Annotated in this window: 9 protein-coding genes; 5 read left to right on the forward strand and 4 right to left on the reverse strand. The window is 73.6% G+C overall.

From position 1 onward, the window contains the following. Positions 1–88 precede the first annotated feature (88 nt). The 3 genes from ACZ5OX_RS26415 (at position 89) to ACZ5OX_RS26425 (ending at position 3313) form a co-directional block, all read left to right on the forward strand. Positions 89–1828: a 2-isopropylmalate synthase gene (locus ACZ5OX_RS26415; protein WP_465633511.1), complete on the forward strand. Its 1740-nt coding sequence runs from the start codon at positions 89–91 to the stop codon at positions 1826–1828. Further along, positions 1825–2316 carry a YbaK/EbsC family protein gene (locus ACZ5OX_RS26420; protein WP_465633513.1) on the forward strand — a complete coding sequence of 164 codons (492 nt, stop codon included), beginning with the start codon at positions 1825–1827 and terminating at the stop codon, positions 2314–2316. The genes ACZ5OX_RS26415 and ACZ5OX_RS26420 overlap by 4 nt, the downstream gene beginning before the upstream one ends. Positions 2317–2764: 448 nt before the next feature. After that, positions 2765–3313, forward strand: a complete 549-nt coding sequence (locus ACZ5OX_RS26425; RefSeq protein WP_465633515.1) for a hypothetical protein — start codon at positions 2765–2767, stop codon at positions 3311–3313. A gap of 271 nt (positions 3314–3584) precedes the next feature. On the opposite strand, the gene ACZ5OX_RS26430 is transcribed toward ACZ5OX_RS26425, so the two are convergent. The 3 genes from ACZ5OX_RS26430 to ACZ5OX_RS26440 form a co-directional block, all read right to left on the reverse strand. Continuing rightward, the gene (locus ACZ5OX_RS26430; protein WP_465633517.1) at positions 3585–4013 is read right to left on the reverse strand and encodes a PaaI family thioesterase; all 429 of its coding nucleotides are present in this window, start codon (positions 4011–4013) and stop codon (positions 3585–3587) included. 257 nt (positions 4014–4270) lie between these two features. Then, a complete protein-coding gene (locus tag ACZ5OX_RS26435; RefSeq protein WP_465633519.1) occupies positions 4271–9841 on the reverse strand; it encodes a beta-ketoacyl synthase N-terminal-like domain-containing protein in 5571 nt (1856 codons plus the stop codon). Positions 9842–9959: 118 nt separating this feature from the next. Then, positions 9960–14648: a multicopper oxidase domain-containing protein gene (locus ACZ5OX_RS26440; protein ID WP_465633520.1), complete on the reverse strand. Its 4689-nt coding sequence runs from the start codon at positions 14646–14648 to the stop codon at positions 9960–9962. 236 nt (positions 14649–14884) lie between these two features. Between ACZ5OX_RS26440 and ACZ5OX_RS26445 the strand changes: the two genes are divergently transcribed. Next, entirely contained in the window at positions 14885–15550 is a 666-nt protein-coding gene (locus ACZ5OX_RS26445; RefSeq protein WP_465633522.1) for a response regulator transcription factor, read from the forward strand. Next, the gene (locus tag ACZ5OX_RS26450) at positions 15540–16565 is read left to right on the forward strand and encodes a sensor histidine kinase (RefSeq protein ID WP_465633524.1); all 1026 of its coding nucleotides are present in this window, start codon (positions 15540–15542) and stop codon (positions 16563–16565) included. The genes ACZ5OX_RS26445 and ACZ5OX_RS26450 overlap by 11 nt, the downstream gene beginning before the upstream one ends. 378 nt (positions 16566–16943) lie before the next feature. Here ACZ5OX_RS26450 and ACZ5OX_RS26455 read toward each other — a convergent pair whose 3' ends face one another. After that, positions 16944–17492, reverse strand: a complete 549-nt coding sequence (locus tag ACZ5OX_RS26455; RefSeq protein WP_465633526.1) for a flavoprotein — start codon at positions 17490–17492, stop codon at positions 16944–16946. Positions 17493–17758: the final 266 nt, after the last annotated feature.

A 17758-nucleotide genomic window follows, 5' to 3' on the forward strand; every position in this document is an offset into this window, starting at 1 on the left:
TGGGGGCCGCAGCGGGGCGTGACCAGACCGGCACCCCGCTGCGGGGCGCCGTCCTGCCGGTCCCCGGTACCCCAGTTGAGGAAGTCCCATGCGATTCCCGACCCTGCACGCCCCCGCCGACGCCGTACCGGCCGATGCCCCCGCCTGGAACCCCCAGCGCGGCGGCGCCATGCCCTCGCACCGCTACCGTCCCGCCCACGAGCGGGTCCACGTCCCCGCCCTGCTGCGCCGCTGGCCCGGCCGCCGGATCGAGCGGGCCCCGCTCTGGGTGCCCGTCGACCTGCGCGACGGCAACCAGGCGCTCGCCGAGCCGATGGACCCGGCGCGCAAGCAGCGGATGTTCGACCTCTTCCTGGCCATGGGCTTCAAGGAGATCGAGGTCGGCTACCCCTCCGCCAGCCGCACCGACTTCGACTTCGTCCGCCGGCTCGCCGAGCACCCCGACGCCCTGCCGGAGGACGTCACGATCGTCGTCTTCACCGCCGCCCGGGCCGACCTGATCGATCGCACCTTCGAGGCCGTCGAAGGCCTGCCGCGCGTCGTCGTCCACCTCTACACCGCCACCGCCCCGCTCTGGCGCGACGTCGTCCTCGGCAAGGACCGGGCCGAGCTGCGGGCGCTGATCACGGCGGCGGCCGAGCACATGGCCCGGCGCGGCGACGGCCGGGACGGCCTGCGGTTCCAGTTCTCGCCCGAGGTGTTCAACCTGACCGAGCCGGACTACGTGCTGGAGGTCTGCAACGGCCTGAGCGAGCTGTGGGACGCCAGCCCCGACCGGCCCGTCATCCACAACCTGCCGGCCACCGTCGAGATCGCCACCCCCAACGTCTACGCCGACCAGATCGAGTACGTCGACCGCCACCTCGCCCGGCGCGACGCCGTGATCCTCTCCGTCCACCCCCACAACGACCGGGGCACCGGCGTCGCCTGCGCCGAACTCGCCGTGCTGGCCGGCGCCCAGCGGGTCGAGGGCTGCCTGTTCGGCAACGGCGAGCGCACCGGAAACGTCGACCTGGTCACCCTCGCCCTCAACCTCCACACCCAGGGCGTCGACCCGATGCTCGACCTCTCCGACATCGACACGATCCGGCGCACCGTCGAGCACTGCAACCGGCTGCCCGTACCCGAACGCCACCCCTACGCGGGCGACCTGGTGCACACCGCCTTCTCCGGCACCCACCAGGACGCCATCAAGAAGGGCTTCGCCCGGCACACCCGGACCGCCGCCGAACTCGGGCTGCCCGAACGGGAGGCGCCCTGGTCGGTGCCGTACCTGCCGATCGACCCGGCCGACCTCGGGCGCGACTACGAGGCGGTGATCCGGGTCAACAGCCAGTCCGGCAAGGGCGGGATCGCCTACCTGCTGCAGACCGCGGCCGGGCTGGAGCTGCCCCGGCGGCTCCAGATCGAGTTCGCCCGGGTCGTCCAGGAGGCGACCGACGACAGCGGGCGGGAGGTGACCGGGGAGGAGCTGTACGAGCTGTTCCGGGCCGAGTACCTGGCGGCCGGCGCCGATCCGGTCTGGCGGGTCGACGGAGAGCGGGCCGAGGTGGACGGCCGCCCGGGCAGCGGCGCCGGGCCGGTGGACGCCGTCGCGGACGCGGTGGGCGTGGAGATCCTCTCCTTCACCGAGCACAAGGTCGCCGGCAGCCCGGACGCGATCGCCTACGTGGAGGCGCGGGCGGGCGGCGGTGGCCCGGTGGTCTGGGGCGCCGGGCGGGACGCCTCGGTGCTCACGGCCGGTGTACGGGCGGTGCTCAGCGCGGCCGCGCGGGCCACTGTGGGAAGTGTGGCGGCCGGATCAGGAAAGGGCATGATGGGGCGATGAGTTCACCCCTTCCCACACGAAGCGTCGCCGTCGCCGAAGCCCTGGCAGCCGCCGGCGTCGCCGGTGAGATCGTCGTCCTGCCCGACTCCGCCCGCACGGCCGCCGAGGCCGCCGCCGCCCTCGGCTGCGAGGTCGGGGCGATCGCCAACAGCCTGGTGTTCAGCTGCGACGGCGAACCGCTGCTGGTGATGACCAGCGGCGCCCACAAGGTCGACACCGGCTACCTGGCGGCGGAGCTGGGCGCCGGGCGGATCACCCGGGCCTCCGCGGACCAGGTCCGCGAGGCCACCGGCCAGGCCATCGGCGGCGTCGCCCCGACCGGCCACCCGGCCCCGCTGCGCACCGTCGTCGACACCGCGCTGCAGGGGTACGAGGTGCTGTGGGCGGCGGCCGGGCACCCGCACACCGTCGTGCCGATGACGTACCAGGAGCTGCTGCGGGTCACCGGCGGCGCCGAGCTGTCCGTCGTGCCGCCGACCGCGGACTGACGGCGGACGACCTGGCGCCCGCCCAGGCGGCCCACCACCCCCCGGGCGGTGGGCCGTCGGTGTGCGGGCCGCCCCCGGGACGGCCCGCCGACCCCGGCCGGGCGCCGTCCCCGGGACGGGCAAGAGCTGGTGCGGGCCGAGCGGCTTGACCGCCGACGCAACACCGCCTACTTGCGACCCAACCGCGCCTCCGAGGCACTCGCCGCCGGCCTCGGCCCGCGCCCGGCCACCGCCCGGCTCAGCCCCCCACCGGCTGGCCACCGCCCGCCACCTCCCCCAGCAGCGCCTCCCAGCCCAGGACGCTGACCAACAGCGAGAAGGACCGGCGCGCGGCGGCTGGCGCGCGCCGCCCTGGTCTGCGGATCGCACCGGTTGTCGTGATGCCTTGACAGTGCGTCACAGGCTGAGAACCCTGGTACCTGTACTCCAGGGACGCGAGGGACACGGCATGCCATGGGTTGACGAGAGCAGGCGCCACCGGAGTTTCCCGGCGGCGGTGTTGGCGGACGGCAGCGAGCCGGCGCCGTTGCCGGACGGGCGCACCACCTGGTGGCTCTACAACGGTGCGGACGGTCCTCGGGCCGCCGCCGTGCGCGGTGGTTGCAGCTGCGGCTGGCGGGGTGAGCGGATGCACCTGTTGGACTTCGGTGACGACCAGGCGACCGAGGCGGTGGGCGAGGCCACCGGGCCGTTCGCGGACTGGGAGTGGCACGTCGACCTGGCCGAGGGTGTGGTGCCGCGCGAGGTCGAGGAGCTGGTCGCGGCGCTGGTGGACCGGATCTGCGACCTGACGGAGAGCAGGCCGAACGCCGCCGTGCGTGCGGCCGCCCGGTTCGAGCGAGCCGCCGGTTCGACCGCGCTGCTGGCCGGCCGCAGGGCCCGCGACAACCTGATGACCTGGGAGTACATCGGCCGCGCCTTCGGCTGCGGGCCGGAGGCGGCGCTGGAGCGGTTCGGTGAGACGCTGCCCGACGTCGACCAGGGTGATGAGGTGTAGGTCGCCAGCCTTCACGTCTCGCGCAGGCGGCTGACCATGGCTGCCGGCGCTCCGGCGGCTGCGCTCCGGCGGCCGGCTGGTGCCTCTTGACGGGCGGGGGCGCCGAGAAGGGCCCAGCGGCCAAGGAGACAAGGCGACTGGGCATGGAGCAGTCGATTCACCGTGCCCGCGGTATCCCAGCCCGCCGGCCCGCTGCGGGGACCGTTGCAGCGAACACGCCGACGGCCCCGCTTCGATCTCGCGCAGCCGACCGGCCGCAAGCACACCGCGGTCAGATGTCGCGGAGCAGGCCGGTCAGGCGGCAGCTGCTGATGCGTTTTCCGGTGTCGTCGGTGATGGCGATCTTGTAGGTGGCTGCGGTCCGGCTCCTGAAGAGGGCGGTCGCGATGCCGGTGACGTGACCGGAGGTGGCCGGGCGGTGGTGGGTGGCGTTGAGGTCGACGCCGACCGCGTACCGGCCGGGCCCGGCGTGGAGTGCTGCGCCGATCGAGCCGAGCGTCTCTGCGAGTGCGGCTGAAGCACCGCCATGCAGCAGTCCGTACGGCTGCTGGTCGCCCTCGACTGGCATGGAGCCCACGATCCGGTCCGGGGTGGCTTCGAGGATGCGGATGCCCGGCCGTTCGCCGAGGTGGCCGCCGGGGAGGCGGTCGGGGTCGACGCCGAGGCTGCCGACCAGCAGCCATGACCCCCGGACTCGCACAGTGGGCGACCACGAAGCGTCAGTCGGGAACCCCACCCGGCCGACCTCAGCTGGGCCGAGGGCCGGGCCCTCGAAGCACGGACAGCAGGACCGGTCGATCGTGCCGTCCGTGCCCACCAGGGCGGCGGAGCGCAGATCGCCGATCAGTCCGTGCTCGGCGATCGGCAGGTAGCGCGAGCCGTCCGCGCACCCGGATCCGGATCGTCGAATGCCATACCGGCTTCCCTACAGCCGTGCCCGTTCCTGCTGGAACGCCGTCACCGCGGGCCTTGTCCCGGCTCACCCTCCGTGTCGGGCGGACCGGCCGCCGGCCCGGGAGGCAGCGTCCGGGCGAGCCAGCCGCGGATCGCTTCCGCCGTGGTGGCCACGTGCTCGTCGAGGATCGAGTGGTGGTCGCCCGGCACCTCGCCGGCGCGCAGGCGCAGGGTGGGGACGGTCGTCTTCCCCTCCCAGCCCAGGAAGATCCGGGCGTAGGCGCCCATCGCCGCGAGGCCGGGCTCGTCCAGCCCGAGCGCGCCGGGGACCGCCAGCTCGGTGAGCCACTCCTCGTCCCGGACGGGGTGGGTGTCCACCAGCACCACGGCCTCGGCGCCGACGCGCTCGGCGACGGCCTGGGCGACCAGGCCTCCGGTGGAACGGCCCAGCAGCACCACCGGCCGGTCGAGCCGCCGGATCGAGGCGGCGTGGGCCCGGACGAGGGCCTCCATGTCGTCCGGGACGGGGCCGCCGTCGTAGCCCGGGTGCGGGAGGACCCACAGGCCCGGCAGGTGCTCGGCGAGGCGGCCGTACTCCCCCGGGGGTGAGGCGAAGGCGGGGAAGCAGACGATGGCCGGGCCGGCGCCGGCGCCGAGCCCCTCGCCGCCGAGTCGCTGCGGGGCGACGGACGGGAGCGCGGCCGCCGAGGGCAGCGCCCAGGAGGCGGAGACCAGCAGGTGCATGGCCTCCCGGGAGCGGCCCAGCTCGCACAGCTTGCGGTAGAGGAAGCCGAGCGTCCCCGGGGCCGGTGGCGGGCGCAGCTGTTCGGCGAGGGCCCTGGGTGTGGGGACGTCGAACACCACCGTGGCGGGCAGCCGCAGGCCGAGCCGCGTCTCCAGGCGGTTGCGCAGTTCGAGCGAGGTCAGCGAGTCGAAACCGAGGTCGAGGAGCGGGGTGTCCGGGTGGACGTCCGGGTAGCTGAGGACGGCGGCGACCTCGGCGCAGACCAGTTCCAGGGTGTCGGTCGGCGGGGGCGGTGTCTCCCGCGTCCTCGGTGATTCGGGGCCGGACGAGCGGGACGGCAGGGGCGGGCGGTCGTCGAAGGCGACCGGTACCAGCACCGGCTCGTCGGTGCGCAGCGCCGCCTCCAGCAGGGCCACGCCCTCGGTGGGGGCGAGGGGCGTCAGGCCGGGGGTGGCCGGTCGGCCGGCCGCCATCCCGACCGTCCAGGGGCCCCAGGCCAGGGAGAGCGCGGGCAGCCCCGACCGCCGCCGGTGGCGGGCGAGTTCGTCCAGGTAGCTGTTGGCCGCCGCGTAGTTGGCCTGTCCGGCGTGGCCTAGCACACCGGCCGCCGAGGAGAACAGCACGAAGGCGTCCAGCTCCCGGTGTGCGGTCAACTCGTGGAGCTGCCAGGCGGCTTCGGCCTTGGGGCGCCACACCGTCGCCAGCCGCGCCGGGGTCATCGAGGCGAGGATTCCGTCGTCCAGCACCCCGGCCGTGTGCACCACGGCGCGCAGGCCGTCGATCGAGTCGACCAGCGCGGCCAGCGCCGCCCGGTCGGTGACGTCCAGGGGCGTCTCACCGCTGCGGCTCGCGACCACGACGCGGACGCCCTTGCCGCGCAGGTGGTCGGCGACCGCCCGGCCCAGCGCGCCGCCGCCGGTGATCAGGACCGTCCCGCGCCACTGGAAGGCCTCGCCCGCGCCGCCCGGCACCGGGACCAGCTCCGGGCGCTCGGCCACGATCTCGCTCTGCCCGTCGTGGAGTTCGGCCAGGGTGAACCGGCCGGGGTGCTCGCTCTGCGCGACCCGGACCAGGCCGGCCACCGCCGCGCCCGCCAGGTCTCCCGGCCGCACCAGGACGGTGAGGTGCTCGTGGCCGGTCTGCACCTCCCGCAGAGCGAGCGCCAGCGCGGCGGGTGCGTCGCCGCCCGGCGCCACCTCGTGGATCCGGCCGCGCGGCCGGCCCGGAGTCCGGTGCCACTCGGGGCGGTACAGCGCGCCCCGGCCGGTGCCCGGCGCGGGATGCCCGGTGGGGCGCACCGTGAGGGACTCGACGGACGCCACCGGCCGCCCCGTTTGGTCGGTGAGGTCGATCCGCCCGGCACGGATGCGCACCCGCAGGGCCGTGGCGCCCCGCGCCAGCAGGCGCACCCCGCGCAGCGCGAACGGCACCCCGTCGGCGAGCCGCCGTGCCGGGTGCAGCGCCGCGTCGAACAGGGCCGGGTGGAGGCCGAAGCGCCCGGCGTCCGGTAAGTCGCCGCGCACCTCACCGAAGAGTTCCTCGCCGCGACGCCACATCCTGGACAGCCCGCGGAACGCCGGGCCGGCCTCGCCGTGCTCGACCTCGGTCTCCTCGGCGTCCGGTGGGGGCCAGGCGCCGGTGTCCACCCGAGGTGCGGGGCGGGCGGCCAACCGGCCTTCGGCGCACCGGACTCCGTTCGCGTAGACCTCGAACGGCCTGACGCCGTCGGCCTCCTGGCGCACCACGAGCTCGGCGCGCCGGGTCTGCGGCAGCGGCATCGGCGCGTGCAGGACCAGTTCGTCGACGGTGTCGCAGCCGGCCCGCTCCCCGGCGTACAGGGCCAGCTCCAGGATCGCCGTGGCGGGCACGACCGCCGTGCCGTCGACGATGTGGTCGAGCAGCCACGCGGGGGTGAGGTCGGCGGTGCACAGCACCTCCCCGGAGCCGGGCACGACGACGGTCGACTCGATCAGCGGGTGCTCGGCGGGGCGGTCGAGCCAGTAGCGTCGGCGCCGGAAGGCCCGGGTGCCCCGCGGCCGGGGCGCCGCCGCTTCCGGTTGCTCGTACTCCTCGACGATCACATGCGCGTTGGTCCCCGAGATCCCGAAGGCGGACACGGCGGCCCGCCGCGCCCGGTCCCGGGCCGGCCAGGGCGTCGGCTCGGTGACCAGGCGGACCGCGCCGGCCGACCAGTCGACGTACGGGCTGGGCCGGTCGAGGTGCAGCGTGGCGGGCACGGTGTGGTGGCGCATCGCCAGCACGGCCTTGATCACGCCCGCGACCCCGGCGGCCGCCTGGGTGTGCCCGAGGTTGGACTTGACGGTGCCGACCAGGACCGGGTCCGGGCGGTCCTGCCCGTACGTGGCGAGCAGTGCGGCCGCCTCGATCGGGTCCCCCAGGGCGGTGCCGGTGCCGTGCGCCTCGACCATGTCCACCTCGGCGCCGGTCAGCCCGGCGTCGGCCAGCGCCCGCTGGATCACGGCTGCCTGGGCGGGGCCGCTGGGCGCCGTGAGGCCGTTCGACGCCCCGTCCTGGTTGACCGCGGAGCCGCGCAGCAGGGCCAGGACCGGGTGCCCGTTGCGCAGCGCGTCGGACACCCGCTCCAGGACCAGCAGCCCGACCCCCTCCGACCAGACGGTGCCGTCGGCGGCCGCGGAGAAGGGCTTGACCCGCCCGTCCGGGGCCAGGCCGCGCTGCCGGCTGAACACGACGAAGCTGTCCGGGGTGGCCATCACCGTCGCTCCCCCGGCCAGGGCCAGGTCGCACTGGCCGTCCCGCAGGGCGCCGGCCGCGAGGTGTAGGGCGACCAGCGAGGAGGAGCAGGCCGTGTCCAGGGTGAGCGCGGGCCCGTGCAGCCCCAGGGTGTGGGCGATCCGCCCGGAGGCGACGCTGCCCGCCGAGCCCAGGGCGAGCTGGGCCTCCAGGGGGTGTCCGGTGCCCTGGAAGCGACCGCCGTAGTCGTTGTACATCACGCCGACGAACACCCCGGTGTTGCTGCCGCGCAGTGATTCGGGCGCGATGCCGGCCCGCTCGGACGCCTCCCAGGCCGTCTCCAGCAGCAGGCGCTGCTGCGGGTCGGTGGCCAGGGCCTCGCGCGGCGACATCCGGAAGAAGGCCGCGTCGAAGTCGGCCACGTCGGTGAGGAAGCCGCCGCGGGTGACGTAGCTGGTGCCGATGTGGTCCGGGTCCGGGTGGAACAGCTCGTCCAGCGGCCAGCCCCGGTCCGCGGGGAACTCCGTGATGGTGTCCCGGCCGGTTTCGAGCACCCGCCAGAGGTCCTCGGGGCTGCCGATCCCGCCGGGGTAGCGGCAGGCCATGCCGACGATGGCGATCGGCTCGGTGGCCGTGCGGGCGGGCGGTGGCGCACCGGTGACCCCGCCGGTGAGGTAGTCGGCCACCTTCTGGGGCGTGGGGTGGTCGTACACCAGGGACGGCGACAGGGTGACGCCCAGCTCCGCGCCCAGCCGCTCTCCCAGCCGGACGGCGCCGAGCGAGTCCAGGCCGGCGTCGACGAACGGCTGGTCGACCTCGGGCGGCCGGCCGGTGATCCCCTCCGCGGCCCGCCGGACCAGGTCGAGCAGGTACTGGGAGCGCAGCCGACGCCGGGCCGGCTTGCCCGAGGAGGTCTGCGGAATCCGGCTGATCGGGCGGACGGACTCCGGTACCCGGTGCGTCGGCAGCCGGCGACGGCAGAAGGCCAGCAGCGCCGCCGGATCCGTGTCGCCGACGACGTAGGCGACCGGCACCTCGCCGAGCAGGCCGTCGGGCTCGCCCACCACGGCGACCTCCCGGACGCCCGGGGCGTGGGCCAGCACCCGTTCGATCTCCGCCGGGTGGATGTTCTCCCCGCCCCGGATGACCATGTCACCGGCGCGCCCCGTCACCACCAGCCGGCCGTTCTCCCGGTGGCCGAGGTCCCCGGTGGCCTGCCACCGGTCGGCGCCGGGCGGCTTCAGCTGGATCTCGCCGTCCACGAACCGGGTGTCGATCCCGGGCAGGACGACGCCGTCGACGGAGATGTTCCCGGACGCCTCGGTGCTGCCGTAGGCGTCGTGCAGCTCACGGCCGGTCGTGCGGCGGAAGCGGGCCCGCAGCTCCTGTGGCAGCGGGGCCCCGGCGGACAGGCAGAGCGGCGGCAGCGGGGCCCCGGCGTCCAGGAGCTGGGTGAAGACCGTCGGCACGCCGCCGAGTGCGGTGAACGGCGCCTGCCGCAGCAGGGCGGCGGCCCGGTCGGCGGTGAAGCGCTCCATCACATGGGCGCCCGCCCCCAGGGTCAGGACGCCGACCAGGCACATCGAGTGCCCGTACGCGTGGAACAGCGGCAGCGGCCAGAGCAGGTGGTCCTCGCCGGACATGCCCAGCAGGTCCCGGTAGGAGTGTTCGGCCGACCGGAGCCACGACTGCTGCGCCGAGGGCACGCCCTTCGGCTCCCCGCTCGTCCCCGAGGTGTAGTGGATCCAGGCGGGCTCCTCGGGCCCGAGGTCGTCCCGGGGGCGGCCGGCGGTGGGTGCGAGCAGTTCGTCCACGGTGACGACGCGGGCACCGGCCACCCGCCGTACCCGCGCCAGGTGTTCCTGGTCGGTGATCACCAGCTCGGCGCCGCTGTCGGCCAGCCGGTACCGGAGGTCGTCGTCGGTGCCGCGCGGATCGAGCGGCACGCCGACGGCGGACGCGCGGCAGACCCCGAGGGTGGCCGTGACGGCGGGCACGCCGTTGGACAGGCACAGCGCCACCCGGCCGCCCCGGTCGGCCCGGAGGTTGCCGGCCACCCGGGCGGTGCGGCGGGCGAGTTCGCCGTAGCCCACCGCGCCGTCGGCATCGGCGAAGGCCGCCTTGCCTTCGGTGTCGGTGGCATGACGGAGGATCAGCTCGTGGATCAGTTCGCGCACTTCGCACCTCCGAGGGTTGGTGGACGAAGTCTTAACACACGCCTCCGACAACGCCTCCGCGAAGAGCCGGGAGGGCGGGCCGCGGCGGCCCGCCCTCCCGTCGTGCGCGATCGACCGGTCAGGGCGCCGGGGTCACCTGGAGCGGGTCCGACACCGATTTCACCGTCATGCCCGGGAACTCGCCGCCGTATCCGACAGCGTTGAGCGCGGCCACCCGGTAGAGGTACGGCGTGGTCACCGACGCCGACAGGTCGACGAAGGAGCGGGTGCCGTGGGTGTTCGGCTGGTCCAGGGGCGAATCGACCGTGCCGACGTCAACCCAGGTGGTGCCGCCATCACTCGATCGTTGGATGACGAAGCCGGTCTCGTTGATCGAGTTGTCCTGCCAGTCCAGCCGGATCCGGGCGTTGTCGCCGCTGCCCATGACGGTCGAGCCGAGCCCGGTCGCCTTCGTCGGCGGCAGCGCCAGCAGCTGGGGACGCATCATGTCCATCTCCTCGTGGCTGAGGATGTGGCAGTGGATGACGTACTCCCAGCCGAAGTTGACCAGCCGGTTGACGATGGCCGCCGTCGGGTTGCCCTGCGGATCGGTGTTGTTGAACATCGCCGTACTGCCGAGCGGCATGGTCGGATCCAGCGGCCGGACGGAGTTCGGCACTTCGAACGGCACCGTCGGCACGGTCGGCCGCAGCGCGACGATCGTGTCCTCCAGTGGGCTCATCCGCACCGTGTCCTTCCAGCCCAGCTCGTTGGCGTCCGGTTTGATGACGATGTTGTCCCAGGTCACCCGGTTGAGGACCTGGACGTCGTAGAGGTGGAAGTGCATCGGGTGGGTGTCCACCCCGTTGTGGGTGAACCGCCAGATCTGCGTCCCGTCCTCGGTGGTGCTGATCGGCGTCACCTTCATGTCCGCCCTGGGCAGGGCGGTGCCGTCGATCAGCTCGGTCGGCGGGTTGATGTACGGGTACAGCGTCACGTTCTGCGCCCCCGGCGTCGGCGGCGAGGCCTCGACGCCGAGGTTGGCCGACATCCGGCCGTACTCGTCGAAGGTCGAGGCGTTCATCTCGTCGTGGATGGCCTTCGGCTGGAGCGGCATCGACGTCTTGACGGTCGGCGCCTTGAGCGTGTTGAAGCCGAAGGTCGACGTGTCGTTCACCCGGACCAGGCCGTCGCAGTTCTTGACGGTGCTGTTCTTGACGTTGCAGTTGCTGCTGGCCGCGAAGCTCGTGCCGTACGCCGAGTTGTAGGCCGCCTGCCCGACGATCACCGGGTTCTGCCCGGACTCGAAGACGCCCGAGCCGTCCGCGTGGTGCTTGAACGCGGCTTGCAGCTTGGCCAGGTTGAAGGCCGGGGCCGGGGCCGTGTCCGCGATGGTCACCTGCATCACGGTGCGGGTGTTGGGACCGTACCCCGGCAGGGTCTTCGGCGCGCCGCCGTTCCCGGTGAGGTCGGGGCCGCCCGTGTAGTAGTCGTACGACGAGATGCGGGCCGGGAAGGCCGCGGGCGCGTCGTTGTAGAGGATCAGCGTCTTGCCCGCGAACTTCGAGAAGTCGACCAGCACGTCGGCGCGTTCGGCCGGGGCGACGGTCAGCGAGTGCTTGTCCACGTTGCCGACGTCGAAGCGGGTCGGGTCGGTGATCCAGGTCGTCGGCTGCTGGCCGTCGATGACGGCCGGGGCGGCCAGGAAGCCGCCCTCGTTGGCGATCTGGATCCAGTCCGGCCCGGCGGCGTCGTTGTTGGCGTCCGCCGGGGTGGGTGACACGTTCGGGTCGGTCTGCGCGGCGGCCAGCTCGTCGGCGTTCAGCGCCACCTCGGTGGTGCCGTCGCCCTGCTTCGGATCGGCCTTGTACCACTGGAAGTTGAAGAACCGGTCGTTGGCGGCGTTGAGCAGCCGCATCCGGTAGGTCTTCGGCTGGAGCGTCACCTTCGGGTAGGCGACCCCGTTGACGATGGGCGTGTCGTTGAACTGCTCCATGCCCATCGAGATGTTCGGCGTGCCGGGGATCTGCTCCGGCTCGCAGTACGGGGCGCTCTGGTACTGCCAGGTCGCCTGGTCGTCCAGCTTGCACTTCGGGTCGTAGTACGGGTTGGCGATCGGCCCGAACTTGGTGTCCCCGGCCGGCGGCCAGAACCACGGCCCGTACATCCAGCGTCCGTAGGAGCTCATGCCCGACGGATCGCCCGGGTTCTGCGCGGGCATGTAGACGTGGTGGTACCAGAACCTGCCCTTGCCGCCCCAGCGTTTGGTGTCCCAGGTCGGGTCCTGGCCGTAGGAGACGGTCTTGCCGTCGGCGTCCTTGCGGTCCTTGAGCTGGGCGTCGTCCGGCACGAAGGTGCGGTCCTGGACGAGCAGCGGGATGGTGTCGGGCGCGTCCGGGATGGTGCCGCCGGCGACCAGTGCCTTCTCGGTGTCGTCGGTGATGGTGTAGCCCGCGGCCTCGCCGGCGTACACGTTCAGCCGGGTGATGCCGTAGCTGTGGTCGTGGTAGAACATCAGCCGCGCGCTCTGCTGGTTGGTGTAGTAGAAGGTCGAGCAGCCGTCGTCCTTCGCCCCGCAGAGCACCGCGCCGCTGTTGTCCACCATGTCCGGCACGTTCTGCACGCTGACGCCCTGCGGCCACGAGGTGCTCTCACCGGCCGGGGTGATCCACTGGTGCGGGGTGCCGTCGCTGATCCACGGCGTGACGCCGCCGTGCAGGTGCAGCGTGGCCCGGTTGTCGGTGAAGCAGCCGGACTTGTCGTCGGTGCACGAGGGGTTGCGCACCTCGTCCGTGACGGTGCCGTCGTTCTTCGGCGGCGGCATCGTCATCGGGACCATGCCGGCGCCCATGCCGCTGCTGTCCACCGGCAGGAACAGGTTGCCGTCGGCGCCCTTCGGGAGCAGGTTGCGGAACACGATCCGCACCGGCCGGTCCTTGGTCGCGGCGAGCAGCGGGCCCATCCACTGCGGGGAGGTCACCCCGGTGTACGGCAGCGGCTGCCGGGTGCCGTCCATCAGCTCGTTGTAGAGCGGGACCTTGCGGCCGGGCACCGCGTCCGTCGACAGCTGGACGTAGCCGCGCACCAGGGTCGGCGGCAGGTCGGAGGAGAACCGGGTGAGGTACTGCACCAGGCCGATGACGTACTCGTCGGCCGGCTTGCCGCTGGTGGTGACGGACTCCGGTACGGCGACCGGGATGAACTTCTCCGAGGGCTTCGTCGTCGGCGCCTGCGACTGCGCGACGTCGGGGCAGCCGGTGCCGTCCGTCCCGGGGTTGCAGGTCAGCGGCAGGGTGTCCTGGAACTTCTTCATCCCGACCGTGAGGTAGCCGGCCCCCGCGCTGGTGACCTCGATCCCGCTGATCGCGCCGCGGTCGGTCACGGCCGTCGCGGTCGCCCCGGTGCCGCCCCGGCCGGTGGGGTCGGTGACGGTGACGGCGGGCGCCGCGTCGTAGTCGGAGCCGATCTTGTCCACCGTGACCGCGACCAGCTTCAGGCTCGCGGTGGCCGTCGCCTTCGTCGCGCCGTTGATCGGGGCGGCGAGCGTCCCGTTGCGGATCACCACGCCGGGTGCGCCGCTGTAGCCGCTGCCCGGCTCGTCGACGGTCACCTTGGTGACCTTGCCCTCGGCGGTGAGGTCGGCCGGGTCGACGTGGCCCTTGGCCGCCGTGCCGTTCGGGTCGTCGGGGAGGTCGAAGTCGACCGTCGGCATCGTGTAGCCGGACCCGCCGTCGGTGACCGCCACGGCGTCCACGCCGCCGGAGGCCGTCGCGGTGGCGCCGTTGCCGCCACCGCCGGAGATGCCGACGGCGAAGCCGCCGTAGCCGCTGCCGCCCGCGTCGACGGTGAGGCCGACCACGGCCCCGGTCGCCTTGACGGTGGCCTTCGCGGTCGCCGCCGTGCTGCCGCCCGCGATGGTGACGGAGGTCGCGCCCGGGGTGTAGTGCCGCCCGGGCGAGGTCACCTCGATGCTCGCGATGCCGCCGGTGCGCGGGTCCACGGTGGCCGTCGCGGTGGCGCCCGTCCCGGTGCTCGCCGGGAGCACCTGCGCCCCGAAGGAGTACGTCCGGTCCTGCGCCGGGTAGCGCGGGTAGGCGCCCGACCCCAGCGTCACCGTGCCGCCCGCGGCCGGCGGCACGTTGGTCGGCGGGTTCGTGGTGCCGTCCACACCGGCCGGGTACAGGAACGCGTCGGTGGCGGCGCCGACCCCGGTGTCGACCGGGACTCCCTGGCCGTAGAAGCCGATGAGGTCGCCGGACTGCACGGCGACGTCGGGGACCTCGTAGGTCGCGACCTCCCCGGCGGCCGCGCTCGGCTTGGGCACCGTCTTCGGCCCGCTGTCCGCCACCACGGTGTAGGCGTCAGGCTCGCCCGTCGGCCGCAGCACGTAGGCGTGGAAGAGCCCGCCCTCGGAGGCCGAGGGGCTGCCGGCCGGCTTGGCCTGGTTCCAGGTCTGGAAGCTCTTCAGGGTGCCGGCGGGCAGCGGGGAGCCGCCCAGCACGACGAGGACCGGCCCGAGCGTGCCCGGCGGCGTCGCGAAGTCCGTCGCGAACGCCCGGTCGACCAGCGGGTTTCCGACCGGCATGGCGGTGGACGCGATGGACACCTCGGCCTTCGACTGGGTCAGCGGGCTGTTGGCCCAGTTGCCCCACGGTCCGAAGTAGTGCGGTGTCTTCGTCCCGTCCGTCGCGCTGCTCGGTCCGCCGGTGGCGGCGGCCTCCTGGACCTGCTGGAGCGGCGCCGGAGGCAGCCCCAGCAGGGCCGCCACCATCGTCCCGACGCCGGCCATGGCGACGGTGCGCCGTCTGCGGCGCGCCAACGTTCTCATTGCCCGTGTGGTGAACACGGCCTGTGTGGTGAACACACCTTTCCTCTCACCTCGACTGATCCGCCCCCGCTTGCGCGCCAGGGTGACGCGCGCGCGACAAGCTTGTGGCCGAACCATCGGGAGCGGGGCGAAGATGACAGGCCTCTCATCAAGCTGTCATGAGAGGTGAAGCGCTTATAGGATCTGACGCACCCCGAGAGGGGCGAGTACGGCAGGGGAGGAGACGGAAGCCCACCATGGCCCGGCTGTTAGTCGTCGAGGACGAAGCGCGGCTGCGCACCTACCTCCATCGCACGCTGGAGGCGGACGGCCATCTCGTCGACGGCGCGGGAACCGGCCCGGAGGCCGTCCAGCGCCTGTGGGACGGCGAGTACGACCTGGTCGTGCTCGACCTGATGCTGCCGGGGTTCGACGGCTTCGAGGTGATGCGGCGCGCCTTCGAGCGGCAGCCCGACCAGCGGGTCCTCGTCCTGTCCGCCGTGATGGACGTCGCCACCCGGGTCCGCTGCCTGCGGCTCGGAGCCGTCGACTTCCTCGGCAAGCCCTTCGCCACCGTGGAGTTGGTCGAGCGCGTCCGCACCAGGCTCCGCACCCCCGCCGCCGGTGCCGCCCAGCGGTGGCTCCACGTCGGGCCGGCCACCCTCGACCTCGACCGGCAGGCACTCAGCCTCGGCGGGCGCGAAGTGCCGCTGTCCCACCGCGAGTTCATGCTGCTCGGCCATCTGATGCGGCGGGCGGGCGAGGTGTGCAGCCGACGCGAACTCCTGGCGGGCGTCTGGGGCCACACCGACGACCTCGGAAGCAACGTGGTCGACGCGACGGTCCGCCGGATCCGCGGCAAGGTGCCCCGGCCGGTCATCGAGACGGTGCGCAACGTCGGGTACGCCTTCAGTGCCGGCTGAGCGCGGGCGGCGGCTGCTGTTCGCCGGATGGGTGCTGTTCGCCGGGTGCGCCCAGCTGCTGTTGCTCGTCCAACCCGCCCTCGAAACCCTGGTGTTCCACCTGGTGTGGATCAGCATGTCCATCGTCTACGGCCTCCAGAACTGGTCCGCCCGCCGCACCGCCGCCGCCCTGGCCTCGGTCACCCTGGTCACCGGCGCCGCGCTGGGCCGGTTCGTCGCACAGGGTCACGCCGAGTGGGACGAACTCGCCGAAGTGCCGCTGATGGCACTGGTCTTCCTCAGCATGGTCTGGCACGTCCGACGACGGGCCGCCGCCCTCGCCCAGACCCAGGACCTCGTCGAACGCGAGCGCCGCGCCCAGGAGGTCAAGGAGCTGTTCGTACGCAACTGCTCGCACGAGATGCGCACCCCGATCACGGTGGCCCGCTGCTACGCGGAGATGGTCCGGGGCGAGCTGGCGACCCCGGAGAGCCGGGACGACCTCGACGTGGTGGTGGACGAACTCGACAAACTCGCCGGCCTCGCGGGGAGGCTGCTGGTGCTGGCCGACGCCTACGAGCCCGCCACCTTCGACCGGGCCCCCGTCGACCTCGGCGCCCTGCTGCGGCGCACGGCCCAGCGGTGGCGGCCGGCCTCGGACCGGGACTGGGTCCTGGACGCGCCCTCCGTCCCGGTGCACGGCGACGAGTCCCGTCTGGAGGCCGCCCTGGACGCCCTGGTGGAGAACGCCGTGAAGTTCACCGCGGACGGGGACACCATCGCCCTGCGCTGCCGCGCCACCCGCGACGGCGCCGTAATGGAGGTGGAGGACGGCGGCATCGGCTTCGCCCGCTCCCGGGCCGACGACGGAAGCGGCCACCCCCGCATCTCGGGCCGCCCCGGCACCGGGCTCGGCCTGGCCATCGCGCGCGCCGTCGCCGAGGGCCACGGCGGCGGCCTCAGCGTCGCCTCCGAACCGCCGAGCGGTTCACTGCTCCGGATGACGCTGCCGCCGGACCCGCCGCCGGGGCGCTGAGGCCCTCACCAGCCACTCCGTCCCCCGCGTCCGCGCAGGTCAGGGGCTGTTGTCCGGTGTCTCGCAAGCCGACAACAGGCAACGGGTTGTCCCGGTGCTGTCATCGGACGAAGACTGAGAGTGAAGGGGGGTCGGTACCACGCGAACAGGGCCGTCGCCGGTCATCGCGGCCAGCAGGTGGGCGGCGGGCAACTCGCCGTGTCGGGAGCCACGGGCGGCCTTGCCGTCCACGGCGATCGAGTCCGAGCCTGCGGGATCGGCGCCGGCCGGGCCGCCGGGGCAGACCAGGCCGACGATTCGCCGGATCGTGGCGGCGCTCGGTGGGCGGTCCTGTTGCCGTGGACCCGCCTTCGGGAGGGCGGAGCGGCGTGTCGTCGGTCACCTCCTCTTCGGTAGGGCGGCGACGGCGGTCGCCCACGGATAGGCGGCGATATTTCCCTGTTCAGGCGGGTGGGGCGTGAAGCCGTTCTCGCCGAGGAGCACCGTCACCCCCTCGTCCCGCAGGACAGCGACGCTGCGTCGGACGGCAGGGTGCGCCGCCAGGGCCGTGTTGAAGTGCGGCAGCGCGACGATGGGCAGGCGCAGACCGATCCCTTCGGTCAGCACGCCGAGCGCGAGGGTGTCACAGGTCCCGGCGGACCACTTGTTGAGCGTGTTGGCGGTCAGCGGCGCGACGAGGAGGGCGTCGGGCGAAGGCGCCCGGCCCGACTGCGAGGGGAGGTCGAACTGGTGGCGCACCGGGTGGCCGGTGAGCTCGTGGAGCTCCTCCATCAGGCCCGGGAAGTCCTGGTCCACCCATTGGCGCGCGGTAGGGGTGAGGATGAGGCACACGTCCCAGTCGGCCGCTCGGGCAGCCCGGACGCCGACGCCGATATCGCGCACGGGCGGGGCGGCGCAACCGATCAGGTACAGGGTGCGGGTGGTCATACCTCAGTCCATAGCGTGCCTCAGACGGGCCGCAACCCGGCGGTTCCGGCCGCGTCGCCGCGTTCCCGCTGTCCAGGAGCAGCCGGTGACGGGGATCGATCCCGCACGGTGGGGGACGTCCGTGCGATCGATCCATGGGCAGGGTCACCCGATCGGGCGGTGCGCGGACGACAACCGGGCTATGGCCCCATAGCGTGGGGTGGCGGGTCCAGTCGGCGGACGTCAGCCGTCGGCTTCTCCGCAGTCGGTGGGCGCCGAGCCGCTGG

This window comes from Kitasatospora sp. NPDC032121 (assembly GCF_055580145.1).

Bases quoted from the DNA above. Each gene is read 5' to 3' on its own strand.
- ACZ5OX_RS26415 (WP_465633511.1), top strand. From the start codon at position 89: ATGCGATTCCCGACCCTGCACGCCCCCGCCGACGCCGTACCGGCCGAT.
- ACZ5OX_RS26420 (WP_465633513.1), top strand. From the start codon at position 1,825: ATGAGTTCACCCCTTCCCACACGAAGCGTCGCCGTCGCCGAAGCCCTG.
- ACZ5OX_RS26425 (WP_465633515.1), top strand. From the start codon at position 2,765: ATGCCATGGGTTGACGAGAGCAGGCGCCACCGGAGTTTCCCGGCGGCG.
- ACZ5OX_RS26440 (WP_465633520.1), bottom strand. From the start codon at position 14,648: ATGAGAACGTTGGCGCGCCGCAGACGGCGCACCGTCGCCATGGCCGGC.
- ACZ5OX_RS26445 (WP_465633522.1), top strand. From the start codon at position 14,885: ATGGCCCGGCTGTTAGTCGTCGAGGACGAAGCGCGGCTGCGCACCTAC.
- ACZ5OX_RS26455 (WP_465633526.1), bottom strand. From the start codon at position 17,492: ATGACCACCCGCACCCTGTACCTGATCGGTTGCGCCGCCCCGCCCGTG.